Source organism: Streptomyces sp. RK9, assembly GCF_045070545.1.
GTDB classification, from domain to species: Bacteria; Actinomycetota; Actinomycetes; order Streptomycetales; family Streptomycetaceae; genus Streptomyces; species Streptomyces alboflavus.
The window spans coordinates 4,023,609-4,040,781 of sequence record NZ_CP173703.1 but is presented as its reverse complement, the minus strand read 5'-3'; the positions used below and the strand labels follow the sequence as shown (position 1 = coordinate 4,040,781).

At 74.9% G+C, this 17,173-nt stretch carries 16 protein-coding genes and 1 pseudogene; 9 read left to right on the top strand and 8 right to left on the bottom strand.

Annotation, left to right across the window (positions count from 1 at the left end; all coding sequences use genetic code 11):
• Positions 1–144: 144 nt before the first annotated feature.
• Positions 145–804, bottom strand: a complete 660-nt coding sequence (locus tag AB6L24_RS16755) for an MBL fold metallo-hydrolase (RefSeq protein ID WP_405656096.1) — start codon at positions 802–804, stop codon at positions 145–147.
• Positions 804–1,889, bottom strand: a complete 1,086-nt coding sequence (locus AB6L24_RS16750) for an S-(hydroxymethyl)mycothiol dehydrogenase (RefSeq protein WP_405656094.1) — start codon at positions 1,887–1,889, stop codon at positions 804–806. The genes AB6L24_RS16755 and AB6L24_RS16750 overlap by 1 nt, the downstream gene beginning before the upstream one ends.
• Positions 1,890–1,998: 109 nt before the next feature.
• On the opposite strand from AB6L24_RS16750, the gene AB6L24_RS16745 reads away from it, so the two are divergent.
• Both AB6L24_RS16745 and AB6L24_RS16740 read left to right on the top strand, forming a co-directional pair.
• Positions 1,999–2,832, top strand: a complete 834-nt coding sequence (locus AB6L24_RS16745) for an ABC transporter permease (RefSeq protein WP_405656092.1) — start codon at positions 1,999–2,001, stop codon at positions 2,830–2,832.
• Between the two features lie 10 nt (positions 2,833–2,842).
• A complete protein-coding gene (locus AB6L24_RS16740) occupies positions 2,843–3,334 on the top strand; it encodes a glutathione peroxidase (protein WP_405656091.1) in 492 nt (163 codons plus the stop codon).
• A gap of 22 nt (positions 3,335–3,356) precedes the next feature.
• On the opposite strand, the gene AB6L24_RS16735 is transcribed toward AB6L24_RS16740, so the two are convergent.
• The 3 genes from AB6L24_RS16735 to AB6L24_RS16725 form a co-directional block, all read right to left on the bottom strand.
• The gene (locus AB6L24_RS16735) at positions 3,357–3,995 is read right to left on the bottom strand and encodes a GNAT family N-acetyltransferase (RefSeq protein WP_405656090.1); all 639 of its coding nucleotides are present in this window, start codon (positions 3,993–3,995) and stop codon (positions 3,357–3,359) included.
• A gap of 175 nt (positions 3,996–4,170) precedes the next feature.
• On the bottom strand, positions 4,171–4,764 hold the full coding sequence (locus AB6L24_RS16730; protein ID WP_405656089.1) for a cupin domain-containing protein: 594 nt from the start codon (positions 4,762–4,764) through the stop codon (positions 4,171–4,173).
• 47 nt (positions 4,765–4,811) lie between these two features.
• Positions 4,812–5,561: an AraC family transcriptional regulator gene (locus AB6L24_RS16725; RefSeq protein ID WP_405656088.1), complete on the bottom strand. Its 750-nt coding sequence runs from the start codon at positions 5,559–5,561 to the stop codon at positions 4,812–4,814.
• Positions 5,562–5,820: 259 nt separating this feature from the next.
• Between AB6L24_RS16725 and AB6L24_RS16720 the strand changes: the two genes are divergently transcribed.
• The 4 genes from AB6L24_RS16720 (at position 5,821) to AB6L24_RS16705 (ending at position 10,049) form a co-directional block, all read left to right on the top strand.
• Entirely contained in the window at positions 5,821–7,059 is a 1,239-nt protein-coding gene (locus AB6L24_RS16720; protein ID WP_405657195.1) for an MFS transporter, read from the top strand.
• Positions 7,060–7,159: 100 nt separating this feature from the next.
• Positions 7,160–7,714, top strand: a complete 555-nt coding sequence (locus AB6L24_RS16715; RefSeq protein ID WP_405656087.1) for a GNAT family N-acetyltransferase — start codon at positions 7,160–7,162, stop codon at positions 7,712–7,714.
• A gap of 119 nt (positions 7,715–7,833) precedes the next feature.
• The gene (locus tag AB6L24_RS16710) at positions 7,834–9,039 is read left to right on the top strand and encodes a D-alanyl-D-alanine carboxypeptidase family protein (RefSeq protein ID WP_405656085.1); all 1,206 of its coding nucleotides are present in this window, start codon (positions 7,834–7,836) and stop codon (positions 9,037–9,039) included.
• Complete coding sequence (locus AB6L24_RS16705) at positions 9,036–10,049, top strand: Gfo/Idh/MocA family protein (protein ID WP_405656084.1); 1,014 nt, start codon at positions 9,036–9,038, stop codon at positions 10,047–10,049. The genes AB6L24_RS16710 and AB6L24_RS16705 overlap by 4 nt, the downstream gene beginning before the upstream one ends.
• A 7-nt stretch (positions 10,050–10,056) precedes the next feature.
• On the opposite strand, the gene AB6L24_RS16700 is transcribed toward AB6L24_RS16705, so the two are convergent.
• Both AB6L24_RS16700 and AB6L24_RS16695 read right to left on the bottom strand, forming a co-directional pair.
• A complete protein-coding gene (locus AB6L24_RS16700; RefSeq protein ID WP_405656083.1) occupies positions 10,057–10,779 on the bottom strand; it encodes a siderophore-interacting protein in 723 nt (240 codons plus the stop codon).
• 95 nt (positions 10,780–10,874) lie between these two features.
• A complete protein-coding gene (locus AB6L24_RS16695) occupies positions 10,875–11,288 on the bottom strand; it encodes an SsgA family sporulation/cell division regulator (protein WP_405656081.1) in 414 nt (137 codons plus the stop codon).
• Between the two features lie 181 nt (positions 11,289–11,469).
• Between AB6L24_RS16695 and AB6L24_RS16690 the strand changes: the two genes are divergently transcribed.
• The 3 genes and pseudogenes from AB6L24_RS16690 (at position 11,470) to AB6L24_RS16680 (ending at position 16,538) form a co-directional block, all read left to right on the top strand.
• On the top strand, positions 11,470–13,242 hold the full coding sequence (locus AB6L24_RS16690; protein ID WP_405656080.1) for a sigma factor: 1,773 nt from the start codon (positions 11,470–11,472) through the stop codon (positions 13,240–13,242).
• A 73-nt stretch (positions 13,243–13,315) separates the two neighbouring features.
• Positions 13,316–14,632 (top strand): annotated as a pseudogene (locus AB6L24_RS16685) (carboxyl transferase domain-containing protein).
• Positions 14,633–14,999: 367 nt separating this feature from the next.
• Positions 15,000–16,538, top strand: coding sequence for an ATP-dependent DNA ligase (locus AB6L24_RS16680; RefSeq protein WP_405656079.1), 1,539 nt, complete (start codon positions 15,000–15,002; stop codon positions 16,536–16,538).
• A 44-nt stretch (positions 16,539–16,582) separates the two neighbouring features.
• On the opposite strand, the gene AB6L24_RS16675 is transcribed toward AB6L24_RS16680, so the two are convergent.
• Positions 16,583–17,101, bottom strand: a complete 519-nt coding sequence (locus AB6L24_RS16675) for a DUF3592 domain-containing protein (protein WP_405656078.1) — start codon at positions 17,099–17,101, stop codon at positions 16,583–16,585.
• Positions 17,102–17,173: the final 72 nt, after the last annotated feature.

The following is a 17,173-nucleotide window of genomic DNA, read 5'->3' as shown; positions in this document are numbered from 1 at the left end:
GCCGTGAACGCGTCGGGGATGCCGTGGACGTACCGGTCGGCGCACAGAAACGGGCCACCCCCGAGCCGTGCTCAGGGGCGGCCCGTGCGCCGTGGCGGGCGAGCCGGAACCGGACGGTCCGGCCCGCCGGGACCGAAGGGCGCGTCAGTGGCCGCGCGCGATCCACTCCTCCAGGTGCGGCGCCTCCGCACCGACCGTCGTGCTGTCGCCGTGCCCGGTGCGCACCACCGTCTCCGGCGGCAGCGTCAGGAGCCGGTCGCGGATGGAGTCCACGATCGTCGGGAAGTCGCTGAAGGACCGGCCGGTCGCGCCGGGACCGCCCGCGAAGAGCGTGTCCCCGGTGAAGACCGTGCCGAGCGCCGGTGCGTACAGGCTGACCGCGCCCCGGCAGTGGCCCGGGGTGTGCAGGACCCGAAGCACCGTCCCGGCGACGGTCAGCTCCTGGCCGTCGGTCAGCTCGGCGTCCGGCGCCCGGTCGGGGTGGGTGAGCCTCCACAGCTCCTGGTCGGCCGGGTGCAGCAGGATCGGCGCGCCGGTGCGGTCGGCGAGCGCGGGCGCCGCGTCGACGTGGTCGTCGTGAGCGTGCGTGCACACGATCGCCACCAGGCGCCGCTCCCCCACGGCGGCCGCGATGGCCTCCGCGTCGTGCGCGGCGTCGATGACGACGGCCTCGTGGTCGTCGCCGACGATCCAGACGTTGTTGTCGACCTCCCAGGTGCCGCCGTCCAGCGAGAACGTGCCGGACGTGACGAGGTGGTCGACGCGCGCGCCGCCCGGCGCCGCGGAGTCTTCGGAGGCCGCCATCAGAAGACCACCACCGAGCGCAGGACGTCCCCGTGGTGCATCCGCTCGAAGGCCTTCTCGACCTCGTCGAGCGCGATCGTCTCGGTGACGAACGCGTCCAGGTCGAGCCGCCCCTGCCGGTACAGGTCGATGAGCATCGGGAAGTCGCGCGAGGGCAGGCAGTCCCCGTACCAGCTGGACTTGAGCGCGCCGCCGCGCCCGAAGACGTCGAGCAGCGGCAGGTCGATCCGCATCTCCGGCGTGGGCACGCCGACCAGGACGACCGTGCCCGCGAGGTCGCGGGCGTAGAAGGCCTGCTCGTACGTCTCGGGGCGGCCGACCGCCTCGATGACGACGTCGGCGCCGAAGCCGCCGGTCAGCTCGCGGACGGCCTCGATGGGGTCGCTGGTGCGGGAGTTGACGGTGTCGGTGGCGCCGAGGCCGCGGGCGGTCTCCAGCTTCCGGTCGTCGATGTCCACGGCGATGATCTTCGCGGCCCCGGCGAGCCGGGCGCCGACGACGGCGGCGTTGCCGACGCCGCCGCAGCCGATGACGGCCACCGAGTCACCGCGCCCCACCTCGCCGGTGTTGATCGCGGCGCCGAGCCCGGCCATCACGCCGCAGCCGAGCAGGCCCGCGGCGGCCGGGGACGCGGCCGGGTCCACCTTCGTGCACTGTCCGGCGGCGACCAGCGTCTTCTCGGCGAACGCGCCGATGCCGAGCGCGGGCGCCAGCTCGGTGCCGTCGGTCAGGGTCATCTTCTGCTTCGCGTTGTGGGTGGCGAAGCAGTACTGGGGGCGGCCGCGCTTGCAGGCGCGGCACTGGCCGCACACGGCACGCCAGTTGAGGATCACATAGTCGCCGGGGGCGACCTCGGTGACGCCCTCGCCCACCGACTCGACGACGCCCGCCGCCTCGTGCCCGAGCAGGAACGGGAACTCGTCGTTGATGCCGCCTTCGCGGTAGTGCAGGTCGGTGTGACAGACCCCGCACGCCTGGACCTTCACCACGGCTTCGCCCGGCCCCGGGTCCGGCACGACGACCGTCTCGATCCGTACCGGCTCACCCTTCGCGCGTGCGACCACGCCCCGCACTTGCTGCGCCATGAATCTCGCCCTTCTCTCGCCTGCGTCACTCCGTCCGGCGCCGCGACCCCAGAGGCCCGAAACGCGCCGGTACGAGGAGCCTAAGGCCCCCCGCGCCTAGGGTGAGGACGTGCGTGAAATCGCTGCTCAGACCCTGCTCCCCGTCAATGTCACGCTCGCCGTCGTGCTGGTCGTGCTGCTGCTCGCCGCGGCGACGGTGGCCGCCGTGTTCCGGCTCTCGCCGGACGGGTCGCGGGGGCGGGCCCGGGAGATGGCCGTGGCCGGGGTGCGGGCGACGGTCCAACTCGGCGCGGTGTCGCTCGTCATCGGCTGGGTGGTCCACCACACGGCGGCGCTGTTCGGCTTCCTGCTCCTGATGTTCGCCGTGGCCACCCGCACGGCCGGGCGGCGCATCACCCCGAACGGCACCTGGTGGTGGGCGGCCGTGCCCATCGCGGCGCCCGTCGTGCCGGTCGTCGCCGCCCTCACCCTCGCGGGCCTCGTCCCCGTCCGCGGCATCGCGATGATCCCCGTGACCGGCATCCTCATCGGCGGCGCGCTCACGGCGACGGTCCTCGGGGGCCGCCGCGCCCTGGACGAACTGCGCACCCGCACCGGCGAGTTCGAGGCGGGCCTCGCCATCGGCCTGCTCGCGCGCGACGCCCGCCTCGAAGTGATCCGCCCGGCCGCGTCCGACGCGCTCCTGCCGGGCCTCGACCAGACCCGCACCGTCGGCCTCGTCACGCTGCCCGGCGCGTTCGTCGGCATGCTGCTCGGCGGCGCGTCGCCGGTGCAGGCGGGCGCCGTGCAGCTCTTCGTCCTGATCGCCCTGATGGCCGTGCAGGCGCTGGCCGTGGCCCTGACCGTCGAGCTGGTCGCGTACGGAAAGCTGCACCGCGACCCGCCCCCGGACGCCCCCGGGACGCCCGGTGCCGCCGCGCCCGGCCGCGCCGCCGACGCGTAGGCTCCGCCTCATGTCTGTTTACGACGCAGTAGAGATCGACGCCCTCCAGGGCGGCCCGGCGAACCTGTCCCAGTACCTGGGCAAGGCCGTCCTCATCGTCAACGTCGCCTCCAAGTGCGGCCTCACCCCGCAGTACGCGGGCCTGGAGCGCCTCCACGAGACGTACGCCGCGCGCGGCTTCACCGTCCTCGGCGTGCCCTGCAACCAGTTCATGGGCCAGGAGCCCGGCACGTCCGAGGAGATCGCCGAGTTCTGCTCGGCGACGTACGGCGTGACCTTCCCGCTGACGGAGAAGGTCGACGTCAACGGCGACGGGCGGCACGCGCTGTACGAGCGTCTGGTGACGACGGCGGACGCCGAGGGCCACACCGGGGACATTCGCTGGAACTTCGAGAAGTTCGTCATCGACGGCTCGGGCAAGGTCGTCGCCCGCTTCTCCCCGCAGACGGAGCCGGACGCCGCGGAGGTCGTCGCCGCGATCGAGGCGCACCTCCCCGCCTGACGCGCCCGCGCGGCGCGCGCCCTCAGGGCCGGTACACGCACTCCGTCAGCGGCGTGCCGAGCCGCCAGCCCAGCGTTTCGTACAGCGCGCGCCCGTCGTCGGTCGCACCCAGGACGCCCACCCTCGCCCCGCGTGCCAGCGCCTCGTCGGCGAGCGTACGCATGACGAAGCCGCCCAGGCCGCGGCGGCGGTGGGCCTCCTGGGTCACGACCCGGTCCACGACGCTCGCCTGCCCGATGACGGCCGTCTGGCCCTGGGCCGCGAGTCCGCCGGCGGCGTCGCGCACGCGCACGAAGGTGACGCCGTCGTCCGTCCTGACCGATGCCGTGTAGCCGTCGGGCGCCACCGGCTCCGTGCGCCGGAGCCCGACCGTCATCAGATGGCCCGACTCCTCCTCGTCGACCACCCAGCCCTCGGGGAGCCACGGCTGCGCGTCGCACGGCTCGCCGGGAAACTTCATCCAGGTGTACGGCGCCTCGACCGAGGCGGCCGCCGCGCGCACCGTGGCCGCGCTCGGCTCGGGCAGCACGAGACGACCCACTTCCTTGGGCTCGTCCACCCGCACGTCCACATACAGCCCCCAGGGCAGCTCCGTCGGCCGGGGCGTCCGTCGTGACAGGGCCCAGCCCGCCACCCAGGTCCTGACCAGTTCCGCGACCATGAGTCCCCTCCCAGGATGGGTACCACCCATCGCATCGCGTGCGATAAATTGGACTGTATTCCAGAATACTGTTCATGGCGAGAGGTGGCGCTCTCCTGCCGCGCTCGTGGCGACGGGCAGCGAAAAGCCCCACGGACGGGTGTCCGTGGGGCAGTCGGGCCTGGTGGGCGCGGTGTCAGTAGAGGCTGGAGAACAGCACGACCACCATCTGCGCCGGTTCGTCGCCGTCGTTGCGGAAGGTGTGCGGATGGCCCGCCGACCACTGGATGCAGTCCCCGGCGCGCAGCGCGTGGTCCACGCCGTTGTAGCGGGCCACGAGAGTGCCGCGGGTGACCATGACGAGGTCGGTGCCCTCGTGCCGGAGGTCCTCGGTGAGTCCGCAGCCGGGCGCGAAGTCGCCGGTGACGACCTGGTATCCGAGTTCCGGTGAGCGCAGCACGTGGTAGACGACACCGGGTGCCCGGTTCAGGGTCTCCTGTTCCTCCCTGGGGAAGACCGAGGGGGCGGCCCGGCCGCGGGAGAACCCGAGGAAGGAGCCGACGTCGTGGCCGAAGACCTTCGCGAGCCTGCCGAGCCGCTCCAGGGCGATGTCGGTCTCGCCGCGCTCCAGGGACGCCAGGAACGAGACGGAGAGCCCGCACTCGGCGGCGACCTGACGCAGTGACATGCCCCGCTGGGTACGCAGCCGGTGCAGCACCTCGCCGGGCGGCGGGAAGCCCAGCTCCGGATCCCGCGCGGCGGTACGGGTCGAGGGGTCCGGATCAGCCATGACGGCATCCTAAGCACCCGCGGCCGCGGCCCGGCCGGTGGCCGTGGTCAGGGGCGGCGGTTGTGGGTGCCCGGCGTGTACCCGAAGGACCTGCGGAAGACGTCGATGAACGCGCTCGGCGACGACCAGCCGCAGCGCCGCGCCACCGTGGTGACGGGCGTGTCGTCCGCGAGCATCCGCAGGGCGTGGTAGAGGCGCGACTGGGTGCGCCACTGCGGGAAGGTCATGCCCAGTTCGGCGCGGAAGAGGCGGCTGAGGGTGCGCTCGCCGACGCCGGTCGCGGCGCCGAGCGCGGCCAGCGTGCGGGGGTCCTCGGGGTGGTCGTGGACGAGGGCGCAGACCGCGGCGAGGCGGGGGTCGGACGGGGTCGGGAGCTGCATCGGCGCTTGCGGGGACGCGCACAGCTGGTCGAGCAGGACCGCGCGCAGGCGGCGGCGTGCGGGGCCGGTGTCGGTGGGGGCCCGCGTGTACTCGATGACCAGCTCGCGCAGCAGCGGGCTCACGGTGAGGACGGTGGGCGCGTCCAGGCCGAGCGGGTTCTCGTCCGCGGGGAAGCCGACGAAGTACGCGTTCAGCCGGCCGTGGGCGCGATGGGCGTGGACGGTGCCCGCGGGCACCCAGATGGCGCGGGTCCCGGGCGCGAACCACGTACCGGCCTCGGTGGTGACGGCGACGACCCCGTTCCCCGGCAGCACGATCTGGTGGTCGTCGTGCCGGTGGGCGTCGATGCGCTGCCCGGCGGCCAGGGTCCGGACGTGGGTGGGGGCCTTGGGGGTGTGGCGGACGGCTTCCGGCACGGGTGGTGGCACCTCCGGGGCGCGGGGCGGTCCGCGGCGGGCGGTCGGCCGGGACCGGCGCGGGCCGTCCGCCAGGTGGTCCTCACCGTCTTTGGCGGATCATCGATACAAGCTGGCATTTTATCGGAAGCCCGACAGCGGGTGCCCTCGCGACGATCGACACGTGACCACAGACAGGACCACGGCCCCACCCCGCACCCGCCCCCGCCCCGGCTCCGCGCCGGGCCGCCGCCCCGCCCGCGACAGACCCCTGACCCTCATGGCCCTCGGCCACGCCTGCGTGGACGTGTACCAGGGGTCGGTCGCCGCACTCGTGCCGTACTTCGTGGCCGAGCGGGCCTACTCGTACGCCGCCGCCTCCGGCATCGTGCTCGCCGCCTCGCTCCTCTCGTCCGTGGTGCAGCCGCTGTTCGGGGCGCTCACCGACAAGTGGGCGATGCCGTGGCTGCTTCCGGTGAGCACGCTGGTGGGCGGCGCGGGTGTCGCGCTCAGCGGCGTCGGCGGCTCGTACGCCCTCACCCTGGCGGTCGTCGCGGTCTCCGGGATCGGCGTCGCCGCGTACCACCCCGAGGCCGCGCGGGTGGCGCGCCTCGCGAGCCGGGGCAGCCACACCGCGATGGGGTGGTTCTCGCTCGGCGGCAACATCGGCTTCGCCACGGCCCCGTTGCTGGTCGCGGCCGTCGTCGCCACCGGCGGCCTGGGCGCGTCCCCGCTGCTCGTCGTCCCCGCCGTCGCGGGCGCGGCGCTGTGCGTGGCGGCGCTGCGGGCCCTGCGGGCGCCCGGCACGGCAGCGGCTTCGGCGCGGGGCGGGCACGCCGACGGCAGCGACGACTGGCCGTCGTTCCTCCGCCTGTCCGGTGCCGTGGTGTGCCGCTCGATCGTGTTCGTCGGGCTGAGCGCGTTCATCGCGCTGTACGTGCGCGAGCGCGCCTTCGGCGGGGAGTTCGCGGGGACGGCCGCCCTGTTCGTGCTCTACGTCGGCGGGGCGGTGGGCACGGTGGCCGGGGGGCGGCTCGCCACCCGCTACAGCCGGGTGCCGGTCGTGCGGTGGTCGTACGCGCTGAGTGTCCTCGCGGTCGCCGGGGTCGTCCTCGTCCCGGGCCCGGCGCTGTATCTCTTCGTCGCGCTCACATCGGCGTGCCTGTACGTGCCGTTCTCCCTGCACATCACCCTCGGCCAGGACTATCTGCCCCGGCACATGGGCACCGCGAGCGGCGTCACGCTCGGCCTGACCGTCAGCGTCGGCGGCCTCGCGAGCCCCCTCGTCGGTGCCCTCGCCGACGCCACGTCCCTCCAGGTCGCACTCGCCCCGCTGATCGCCCTGCCCGCGGTCGGCTGGCTCCTCTTGCGCCGGCTGCGCGAGCCGTCGATGCCGGAGGCGGCGCCCGGCCAGGGCAAGGGAGCCGACACACCCGCGATCGAACTTCCTTGCTACGATCCGGCCACGCGTGCGCCTTCCGCGCCCGCCAAGGACTGCCGCTCCGACGAGGGAGGTTGATGAATATGGCCCGCCAGGCCCTTCACCAGCATGCCCTTGTCCGGGTCGCGCACGGACGGTGAGTCGCGGCCCGGTCGTCTGAACCGACCAGGAGCTCCGCATGTCTTCTCCCACACCTTCCTCTTCTTCCTCTTCTTCCTCTTCTTCCTGCCCCTCCGGCCCCGCCGGGGTCCTGCTCACGGACCGGCTCGTGCTGCGCCCCTGGGCGCCGGACGAACTGGCCGCCGTCGTCGGCGACTCCCGCCGGGCCGACTGGGCGCCGGACTTCCCCGCCGAGGGCGACCGCGTCATCGCCGGTTTCCTCACCGAGCACCCCGAGGGCATCACGCCCTACGGCCACCGGCTCGTGGTCGAGCGCGACGGCGGTCCGGTGGTCGGCTCGATCGGGCTTTTCTGGCCGCCGAGCGACGGTGCGATCGAGGTCGGGTACGGCATCGTCGCCTCGCGCCGGGGCCGGGGCTACGCCTCCGAAGCCACCCGCGCCCTCGCCGAGTTCGCCCTGACCGCGCCCGGCGTGGACGCCGTGTACGCGAACGTGGAGCTGTCCAACCCGGCCTCCGTCCGCGTCCTGGAGAAGGCCGGACTACGGCGCCTGACCTCGGACGCGACGACGGCACGGTTCCGCGCCGTGGCCGCGGACTTCGCCCGGCCCTAGCCGTCCGACGAAGCCCGGGGGCCCGCGCGGGCCCCCGGGCGGAGCAGTCCGGCGGCGGCGTACATCCACCCGGGCCAAGCCGATCTGCGCAGTGGGGAGCCCGCTCCTACGGTGGCTGAATGGTCATCAGGTACCTTTCGCGCCCGGTCCGACGCGCCACCGCACTGCGCGCCACAGCCCTCGCCACCGGGGCCCTGGTCTGCCTCACGGGACCGGCCGTCGGCGCCGAACCCGCGCCCCCGAAGCCGCCGCCCGCGTACTCCTCGTCCCTGCTCGACCGGCCCGGAACGCAGGTGCGTCCGGGTCCCCGCACACCGGCCCTCCCCCGCGGACTCACCGCCCTGTCGTGGGTGGTGTCCGACGCCCGGACGGGCGAAGTGCTCGCCGCGCACAACGCGCACCGCCGACTGCCGCCCGCCTCCACCCTCAAGTCCCTCTTCGCGCTGACGGCGCTGCCCCGGCTGCACCCCGAGACGCGACACACCGTCACCGGCCGTGAGCTGTCCCGCGTCGGCGGCGGCAGCAGCCTGGTGGGGGTCGCCGCGGGCCGCAGCTACCGGGTCTCCGACCTGTGGCGCGGGGTGTTCCTCAGCTCCGGCAACGACGCCGTGCACGTGCTCGCCGGGATGAACGGCGGCTGGGACCGCACCGTGCGGCAGATGCAGGCCAAGGCCCGCTCGCTCGGCGCCCGCGACACGCACGTGGTCTCGCCCGACGGCTACGACGCGCCGGGGCAGGTGTCGTCCGCGTACGACCTGGCGGTGTTCGGGCGGGCCGGGCTCGCCGATCCGCAGTTCGCCCGCTACTGCTCGACGGCCGTCGCGCGCTTCCCCAACGGCAACTGGTCCTACCCCATCCAGAACACCAACCGGCTCCTCACCGGCGCCGACGGCGTGGCCCGCTACCCCGGCCTGATCGGCGTCAAGAACGGCTACACCAGCGGCGCCGGGAACACCCTGATCGCCGCCGCGCACCGGGGCGCGCGCACGGTCCTGGTGACGGTGATGAACCCGCAGCGTGGCGGCCACTCCGTCTACGAGGAGGCCAGGTCGCTGCTCGACTGGGGCTTCGCCGCGGCAGGGCGGGCGCGGCCGGTGGGCTCGCTGCTTCCCGCCAAGCCCCGCAAGGCCCCGGACCGGGTGCGCCGGACCGCGGCGGCCGCGATCGTGCCGCCCGCCGCGACCGACGACGGCTCCGACTGGCCCGCCCTCGTCCTGGTCGGCGTCGGCTCGACCGCGCTGATCGCCGGGTGCGTGGTGATCGTGCGGCGGCGGGCGGCTACGGTGGCCCGACGCAGAGCGCTGGGAGGGGAGTTCTTGCCGTGAGCGAACCGTTGGGGGTGGCCGTGCTCGGCGCCGGTCACATGGGTGCCGACCATGTGCGGCGCCTCGCGCGGTCCGTCGCCGGGGCCCGCGTGGTGGCCGTGGCGGACCCGGACCGGGCGCGGGGCGCGGCGGCGGCCGCCGGGATCGAGGGCGTGCGCGTGCACGCCGACGCGCTCGCGGCCCTCGCCGAGCCCGGGGTGGGGGCGGTCCTGGTGGCCTCGCCCGACCACGCGCACGAGGAGGCGCTGCACGCGGCCCTCGCGCGCGGCCTGCCCGTGCTGTGCGAGAAGCCGCTCGCCGCCGACGCCCGGGCCGCGCTGCGCGTGGTCGAGGCGGAGGCACGCGGCGGGCGGCGGCTGATCCAGGTGGGGTTCATGCGCCGGTACGACACCGAGTACCGCGGGCTGAAGGCGCTCCTGGACAGCGGGAGCATCGGCCGGCCGCTGATGCTGCACTGCCGCCACCGCAATGTGTCCTCGCCGCCGCACTTCACCTCCGCGATGCTGATCAGCAGCTCGGTGTCGCACGAGATCGACGCGGCGCGCTGGCTGCTCGGCGACGAGGTCACCGCCGTGACCGTGCTCCGGCCGCGGCCGTCGGCGGCCGCCCCCGCCGGGCTCCAGGACCCGCAGCTGGTCCTCTTCGAGACCGCGGGCGGCGCCCTCGTGGACGTGGAGATCTTCGTCAACTGCGGGTTCGGCTACGAGGTCACGTGCGAGGCCGTCGGCGAGCGGGGCAGCGCCCGCATCGGCGACGAGCCCGCCATGGTGGTACGGACGGCGGGCCGCGCCTCTCAGGACATCGCGCAGGACTACGTGGTGCGGTTCGCCGACGCCTACGACCGCGAGGTGCGGGAGTGGGTCGCCGGTGTCCGCGAGGGGCGCGTCGCGGGGCCGAGCGCGTGGGACGGGTACGCGGCGGCGGCCGTGGCCGAGGCCGGGGTGCGGGCGCTCGCCGACGGCGCGCGGGTCGCGGTCGAGCTCGCGGAGCGCCCCGCGCTCTACCGCTGAGGCGGCGTCAGGCCGGGCCGGGCCGCCAGTAGCCGAGCGCGTGCACGCGGTGGCGCGGCACGGCGAGCTCCTTGCGGGCGTACGCGGACAGGGACCTGGTCGTCGTCGTGTCGCAGGTGATCCACACGTACGCGTCCGGCTCCTCCTCGACGGCGGCAGCGAGCCCGGCCCTGGCCGCCCGGTCGACGCCGGTGCCGCGCTCGACCCAGTGGACGTCGTGGCGTGCGGGGTCGACGCGCAGGTCGAGGTCGCGGTCGTCGGCGTGCTGGGTCTCGAACCAGATCGTCGCGGGGGTGTCCGGCATCGCGCCGAGCAGCGAGTTGATCGCGGGCAGCGCCGCCGCGTCGCCGACCACGAGCAGTCGGGACGGCGTCGGGGTCGGCACCTCGAAGCCGGTGCCCTGGACGGTCGCGTCGATGGTGTCGCCCGGTTCCGCCTTGCGCGCCCACTCGCTGGCGGGGCCGTCGTGCAGCGCGAACTCCAGGCTGAACGTGCCGGCCTCCGCGTCGGGGTCGACCAGCGTGTAGGCGCGCTGGTGCGGCTTGCCCGCGTTGTCGAACCACAGCCGCACCCACATCGTGGGGTGCACGCCGGTCGCCGCGAGCATGCCGCCGTCGGTGAGGTGAAGGCGGCGATAGTGCTCGGTCACCTCGTCGGTGCCGGTCACCGTGAAACGGAAGTCCTTGCCGCGCAGCAGCTTGAGGACGACGCCTTCCCAGCCGTGGCCCACCCTGGTCCCCTCCCTAGAGACACCCGACCAGACTTGATCGAGTTAGGGCAGCCTAACCTATCTGGCGCCGGGTCGACCCACCGCGTTCGCGCCGTTCACACCCCGCCGAGCAGCTTGGTGAGCCCCTGGTCCAGGTCCCCCGCCGCCTCCTCGCGGCCCGAGCCGACGACGGCGTACGAGCGCATCAGGAAGCGGCGCAGCGCGGCCCGGTCGAACTGCACCAGGGCCAGGCCGTGCGGCGCGTGGAACTCCAGGACGGTCCGCTCCCGGCCGCACGGCCAGATGTGCACGTCGCCCGTACCGGCCGGGGCCCCGAGCCCCTCCTCGAGCAGGCCGCGGGCGAAGATCCAGGTGACCTCGGCGCCGTCGAGGGACACCTCGGGCGGGAAGGTGACCTGCACGGCGAGGGGGTCGGACGCGGCGTAGCGCAGCATCACGGGGATCGGCCGCTCGCGGCCCTCGGGGGTGACCAGACGGGCGCGGGCGGACTGTTCGAGCGTGACGGCCATGGTCGATCTCCACTTCTGCTGCTTCCTTGCCCTTTCGACCCCACTGCGGGTGCCCGCATTACGGGAGTGCACAGAGAAAGCTGTGTGACCTGCGCCACTCCCCCCTGATAAGTCGGACATTTCTGACCTAGGCTTCCGAACTCGTCCCCATCCCCGCAGTGGGACAGGAGTGTGTCCTGCCATGTCAGACGTCCCCGCAGACGTCCCAGCGGACGTCCCGCCCGACGTTCCCGCGGACTCCGCGCCCGGTGTCCCCGCCCAGGCGTCCGGCGCCACGACCGCCGCGTACGCGCGCGTCTACGAGGCCGAGCACCCGCGGCTCGTGGCGTACGCCCGATCCCTGACCGGCAGCGCCTGGATCGCCGACGACCTGGTCGCCGAGGCGCACTTCCGCGTCTGGCGGCGCCTCGCCGCCGGGCACGAGATCGAGAACGTACCGGCGTATCTGATGACGACCGTGCGGCACCTCGCGTCGTCCGCGGGGCGCGCCGCCGCGCGCGAGACCCCGCGCGACCCGCAGGACGCGGGCGCGGCCGAGACCCTCGACGTCACCACCGTCCCCGACGGCGGCGGCGACCCGGCGGCCCGCGTCTCCGCCGTCGACCTGCTCACGCGCGTGCTCGGCCAGCTGCCCGAGCGGTGGGTGAAGGCGCTGTGGCTCGCGGAGGCGGAGGGCCAGCCGCTGGAGGCGGTCGGGCGCGGCATCGGCGCCGGGAGCGGGGCCACGGCCGTGCTCCTGCACCGGGCGCGCGAGGGCATGCGGCAGGCGTTCCTGCGCGCCCACCCCGGTACGCCCGAGGACCCGGCGTGCGAGTCCCACTGGGACCGGATGCCCGCGCACATCCGCGGCGAGGCGTCCCCGCGCCAGTCCGAGACCCTCGCCGCCCACCTCGGCGGCTGCGCCGACTGCCGGACCCGGCTCGCCGTCCTGACCCGCGCCAACAACCGCCTTCCCGCCCTGGTGGGACCGGCCCTGCTGATCTTCGTGCTCGGCGGCGCGGGCAAGTTCCTGGTGCCGCTCGCGGCCGGGGCCGGTGCGGGTGCCACGGCGTCCGCCGCCGGGTCCGGCCCGTCCGGGCAGGCGGGGCTGTTGCACGGCGTACGTCATGTCCTCACCGGGGGCGGGAAGCTGCCCGTCGCCGTGGCCGGGGCCATCGGCACGACGGCGACCGCGGCCGCCGTCGCCGCGGGCCTCGTCCTCAGCGGCGTCGGCACCGGCTCGGCCCCCGCGCGGGCCACGGCGGCGGAGAGCGGGAGCGCCCACGCGCCCCGGCCGTCGGCCGCGCCCGGGCAGGCGGAGGTGCCCGGGGGCGGGGGTGGAGCGGTGCCGCAGCCCAGGAGTGAGGGGGCGCCGGTGGCGCCGGCTCCGGACGCGGCGGCCCCTGATGCGGTGGCTCCCGACGCGGTGGTTCCGCAGCCCCCGGCGGTGGCGCCGCCCGCGCCGGAGCAGCCCGTGCCACCGGCGCCGGTGATACCCGCTCCGCCGGGCGAGGCCGAGGCGCCCGCGCCGGATCCCGCGCCCGTCGTTCCGGGGCCCGTCGCCCCGGCACCCGCGCCGACCCAGCCGACGGAACCGCCCGAGCCGGAACCGACGCCCACGCCGACCCCGACACCGAGTCCAACCCCCACGCCCACCCCGACACCAACCCCCACACCGACACCCACGCCTACCGCCACGCCCACACCGACGCCAACGCCCACCCCGACACCAACCCCCACTCCGGTCGACCCCACTCCTACCCCCGTCGACCCCACGCCTACTCCCACCCCGACGCCGACTCCCCCGCCCACTCCCACGCCGACACCCACGCCGACACCCACCCCCACACCAACGCCCGTTCCCACCCCCACGGATCCGCCGCCCACCACGGACCCCGTCTGCCACTGGGTCGGGCCGATCCTCATCTGCTACCGGGGCCAGTGGGTCCTCGACGAAGCCGGGGCGAACGGGTAGGAGTCGAGGCGTGCCTGACACCTCCTCGAACACCCCGGACTCCCCAGCCTCCCGGCCCCACACCCCCACCCGAATGTCCGCACGCGAGGCCATCGCCCTCGTGACGTCGGACTTCACCGAGCTCCCGTACCCGCACCGGGCGACCCGGCCGGACGGCCCGCTGGCGTGAGCGGGGTACGACGACGCGCGGGCCGCCGCCACGGAACGTACCGGCGAGTCGGAGTCCGTGATCTGCGGAACGGCGGCGGTCGCGGGCCGCCCGGCCGTGCTCGTCTCCTTCGAGTTCCGCTATCTGGGCGGTTCGCTCGGCGAGCGGACCGGGGACCGTCTGGAGGCCGCCTACGCGGCCGCCCGCGAGCACCGCGTCCCCCTCGTCTCCCTCGTCGCGACCGGCGGCAGCCGCATGCAGGAAGGCATGGTCGCACTGCGCCAACTCCAGCGCGTGGCCGCCCAGTCGGAGCTGAACCGGGCGGCCGGGCTGCCGCAGCTCGCGGTGGTGCGCGACCCGACGACGGGTGGCGGCTGGGCGACGCTCGGCGCGGGTGCGGACATCGTGCTCGCGCTGCCGGGAGCGCAGGTCGGCTTCGCGGGCTCCCGGGTCAGGCCGCCGGACGCGGACCCGGCCGCGTACACGGCGGAGGGTCAGTTCGCGGTGGGCGCGGTCGACGCCGTCGTGGCGCCGGAGCGGCTTTCCGCACGCCTCGGGCACTGGCTGCGGCTGCTCACCACGCCCGCCGCCGGGGCGCCCGAGCCGCCGCTCGCCCTCGGGGACGCGGAGCCGCCGGGGACCGGCTGGGACGCGGTTCGCCGCGCCCGCTCCCCCGAACGACCGCGTGCCGAGGCCTACTTGGACTCCTACTTCTCCTCCCGGGAGCCGATCAGCGGAGACCGCTGCGGCGGTACGGACGACGGGATGCTGTGCGGCGTCGGGATGCGCGCCGGACGCGCCGTCGCGTACGCGGCGCAGACCGGCGCCCCCACCCGTCCCGCCGGTTACCGCACAGCGGCCCGCCTCATCCGCCTGGCCGACCGCCTCTCCCTCCCCGTCCTCACCCTCATCGACACGCCCGGCGCCGCCAATGACGCGGCGGCGGAGCGGGCGGGCGCGGGCGCGGCCATCGCCGACGTCTTCGCGGCCGTCGCCGCCGCCCGCGTCCCGCTCACGTCCCTCGTCGTGGGCGAGGGCGGCTCGGGCGGCGCACTCGCACTCGCCGCACCGGCCAACACCTGGGCCACACCGGACAGCTACTTCTCGGTGATCGCCCCGGAGGGCGCGGCATCCATCCTCAAGCACCCACCCGAGGAGGCCCCCGCGCTGGCCGACAAGCTGCGCCTACGCCCCCAGGACCTGGTGGACCTGGGCGTTGTACGGGGCATCGTGCCGGGGTAGGACGAGGAGAGCCGCAAGCGGCACGGACACGGGACAATCCGCGCACACCTCACACACCGCACCCCTGCCTCACGAACCACGCCCCACGCCCCACGTGCCCGCCTCACGTACCGCGCATCGCACACCAACCCTCGCCCCCACGCCTACGCCCCCCGCCGCGCGGCGATGACATCTGCTGACGCCAGCCGACCGTCAGCGGCACAGGCGGCCCGAACCTGACGGTCCACTGGAAACGGGTGAGCGGGTGGGAGATGCCCGCCGCGGAGCGGCGGGGAAGACGACCCGGCCCGGGACGGCGCGGGGCAGGCGCAACACCCACCACGTCCCACGCCATGCGGGATCACGCACCGCGTTGCAGGATGGCCGCATGCTGTTCGTCCGCGTCGCCGACGTGTCCAAGGGCGTGGCCGCGACATCGGCGCGGTCACAGAAGGTCGAGCTCCTGGCCGAGCTCTTCCGGTCGGCCGAGCCGGACGACGTACCGCTTGTCATCCCGTACCTGGCCGGACGGCTCCCGCAGGGACGGATCGGAGTGGGCTGGAGCGCGCTCAAGGAACCCGTCGCCCCGGCGGCCGAGCCGACGCTCGCGGTCCGGGACGTGGACGCCGCCCTCACCGCCCTCGCAGGGGTGTCAGGCGCGGGCTCACAGTCCGAACGGCGGCGACTGGTGGAGGAGTTGATGGGCGCGGCCACCGCGGACGAGCAACGCTTCCTCTTCGGCCTGCTGACCGGCGAGGTGCGACAGGGAGCGCTGGACGCCCTGGCCGTGGAGGGCCTCGCCCGGGCGACGGGCGCGCCCGCCGCGGCCGTACGGCGGGCGGTGATGCTCGCCGGGGAGACCGCGCCCGTGGCGCGGGAGCTCCTGGCGCGCGGTCCGGACGCGCTGGCGGAGTTCCGGCTCACCGTGGGGCGACCGGTGCAGCCGATGCTGGCGCACGGCGCGGCGTCCGTGGGCGAGGGGATCGACAAGCTCGGCCCGTGCGCGGTCGAGGAGAAGCTGGACGGCATCCGGATCCAGGTGCACCGCGACGGCGCCCGCGTCCGTGCGTACACCCGCACACTCGACGACATCACCGACCGCCTGCCCGAACTGACCGCCACCGTCGGCGAGTTGTCGGGCGAGCGCTTCATTCTCGACGGCGAGATGATCGCGCTCGGCGACGACGGTCGGCCGCGATCCTTCCAGGACATCGCGGGCCGTGTCGGGTCACGCCTCGACGTGGCCGGGGCGGCCACCGAGCTGCCCCTGTCCGCCGTCTTCTTCGACGTCCTGTCGGTCGACGGCGACGACCTGCTGGACCTGCCGCTGCGGGAGCGGCACGCCCGGCTCGTGCGGCTGGTGCCCGAGCCGATGCGGGTGCGGCGCGCGGTCGTGGCGGACCCCGCCGACGAGGAGGCGCGCCGGGCCGCCGACGCGTTCTTCGCCGACACGCTGCGGCGCGGCCACGAGGGCGTCGTCCTCAAGGGCCTCGACACCCCGTACAGCGCGGGCCGCCGAGGTGCCGCCTGGCTCAAGGTGAAGCCCGTGCACACCCTGGACCTCGTGGTCCTCGCCGCCGAGTGGGGCCACGGCAGGCGCACCGGGAAGCTGTCCAACCTGCACCTGGGCGCGCGCCGCGACGACGGCACGTACGCGATGCTCGGCAAGACCTTCAAGGGCATGACCGACGTGATGCTGGCCTGGCAGACCGAGCGCCTGCGCGAACTCGCCGTCGAGGACGACGGGTTCACGGTCCGGGTCCGCCCGGAGCTGGTCGTGGAGATCGCCTACGACGGGCTGCAGCGCTCCACGCGCTATCCGGCGGGGGTGACGCTGCGGTTCGCGCGGGTGGTGCGGTACCGCGAGGACAAGTCGGCGGGGGACGCGGACACGGTGGAGACGGTGCTGGGGCGGTACGAGGGGTAGGGCGCGGTGGGCCCCGGGGGCTTCAAGCCCGCCCGGGTGCGCCGTCAGCCGGTCCGGGGTGCGCCGTCGGCCGGTGCCGGGTGCGCCGCGCCGGTGGGCCTGGGCTTGCGCCCGGCAGGGAACAGCACGCACACCCCGGCGGCCATCACGGCGAAGCCCGCGACCGACAGCGGGTTCCAGTCCGGCTCCAGGGCGCGCATCTGGGCGGTGCTCAGCACGTCGGAGGTGTCGTCCGCGTGGTAGATCACCTCGATGGGGCGCCCTTCCTCCGCGTGCGGGAGCGACGGCGTGGTGGGCAGGTCGACGGTGACGGGAGCCTTCCCCGTCGGCCGGAAGCGCACGGTGACGCCACTGGTCCGGCCGTCCCCGTCGGTCCTGACGTCGACGGCCCTGCCCTCGACGGTCACCCCGTTCTGGTACAGCCTGGTCACCCGCGAGTGCCCGCTGTACCCGAACAGCGTGACGACGATCGAACCGCCGACGATCAGCAGCGCCGCGAGCCAGAACAGCTTGACGCCCCGGCTCACCACCGGGGCCGGAGTCTGCGTGGTCGAGTGGGTCATGCGCCCAGCGTGACCGGTGGTCGTGGCGGTGGCGTGACGTCCGTGTCCGGGATGCGCCACAGTCGGGGCGGC

What these genes read in the sequence shown, in the direction of transcription:
- AB6L24_RS16755 (WP_405656096.1), bottom strand. Translation starts at nt 804, where the DNA reads ATGGCGGCCTCCGAAGACTCCGCGGCGCCGGGCGGCGCGCGCGTCGAC.
- AB6L24_RS16750 (WP_405656094.1), bottom strand. Translation starts at nt 1,889, where the DNA reads ATGGCGCAGCAAGTGCGGGGCGTGGTCGCACGCGCGAAGGGTGAGCCG.
- AB6L24_RS16740 (WP_405656091.1), top strand. Translation starts at nt 2,843, where the DNA reads ATGTCTGTTTACGACGCAGTAGAGATCGACGCCCTCCAGGGCGGCCCG.
- AB6L24_RS16735 (WP_405656090.1), bottom strand. Translation starts at nt 3,995, where the DNA reads ATGGTCGCGGAACTGGTCAGGACCTGGGTGGCGGGCTGGGCCCTGTCA.
- AB6L24_RS16730 (WP_405656089.1), bottom strand. Translation starts at nt 4,764, where the DNA reads ATGGCTGATCCGGACCCCTCGACCCGTACCGCCGCGCGGGATCCGGAG.
- AB6L24_RS16720 (WP_405657195.1), top strand. Translation starts at nt 5,821, where the DNA reads ATGGCCCTCGGCCACGCCTGCGTGGACGTGTACCAGGGGTCGGTCGCC.
- AB6L24_RS16715 (WP_405656087.1), top strand. Translation starts at nt 7,160, where the DNA reads ATGTCTTCTCCCACACCTTCCTCTTCTTCCTCTTCTTCCTCTTCTTCC.
- AB6L24_RS16710 (WP_405656085.1), top strand. Translation starts at nt 7,834, where the DNA reads ATGGTCATCAGGTACCTTTCGCGCCCGGTCCGACGCGCCACCGCACTG.
- AB6L24_RS16695 (WP_405656081.1), bottom strand. Translation starts at nt 11,288, where the DNA reads ATGGCCGTCACGCTCGAACAGTCCGCCCGCGCCCGTCTGGTCACCCCC.
- AB6L24_RS16690 (WP_405656080.1), top strand. Translation starts at nt 11,470, where the DNA reads ATGTCAGACGTCCCCGCAGACGTCCCAGCGGACGTCCCGCCCGACGTT.
- AB6L24_RS16680 (WP_405656079.1), top strand. Translation starts at nt 15,000, where the DNA reads ATGCTGTTCGTCCGCGTCGCCGACGTGTCCAAGGGCGTGGCCGCGACA.
- AB6L24_RS16675 (WP_405656078.1), bottom strand. Translation starts at nt 17,101, where the DNA reads ATGACCCACTCGACCACGCAGACTCCGGCCCCGGTGGTGAGCCGGGGC.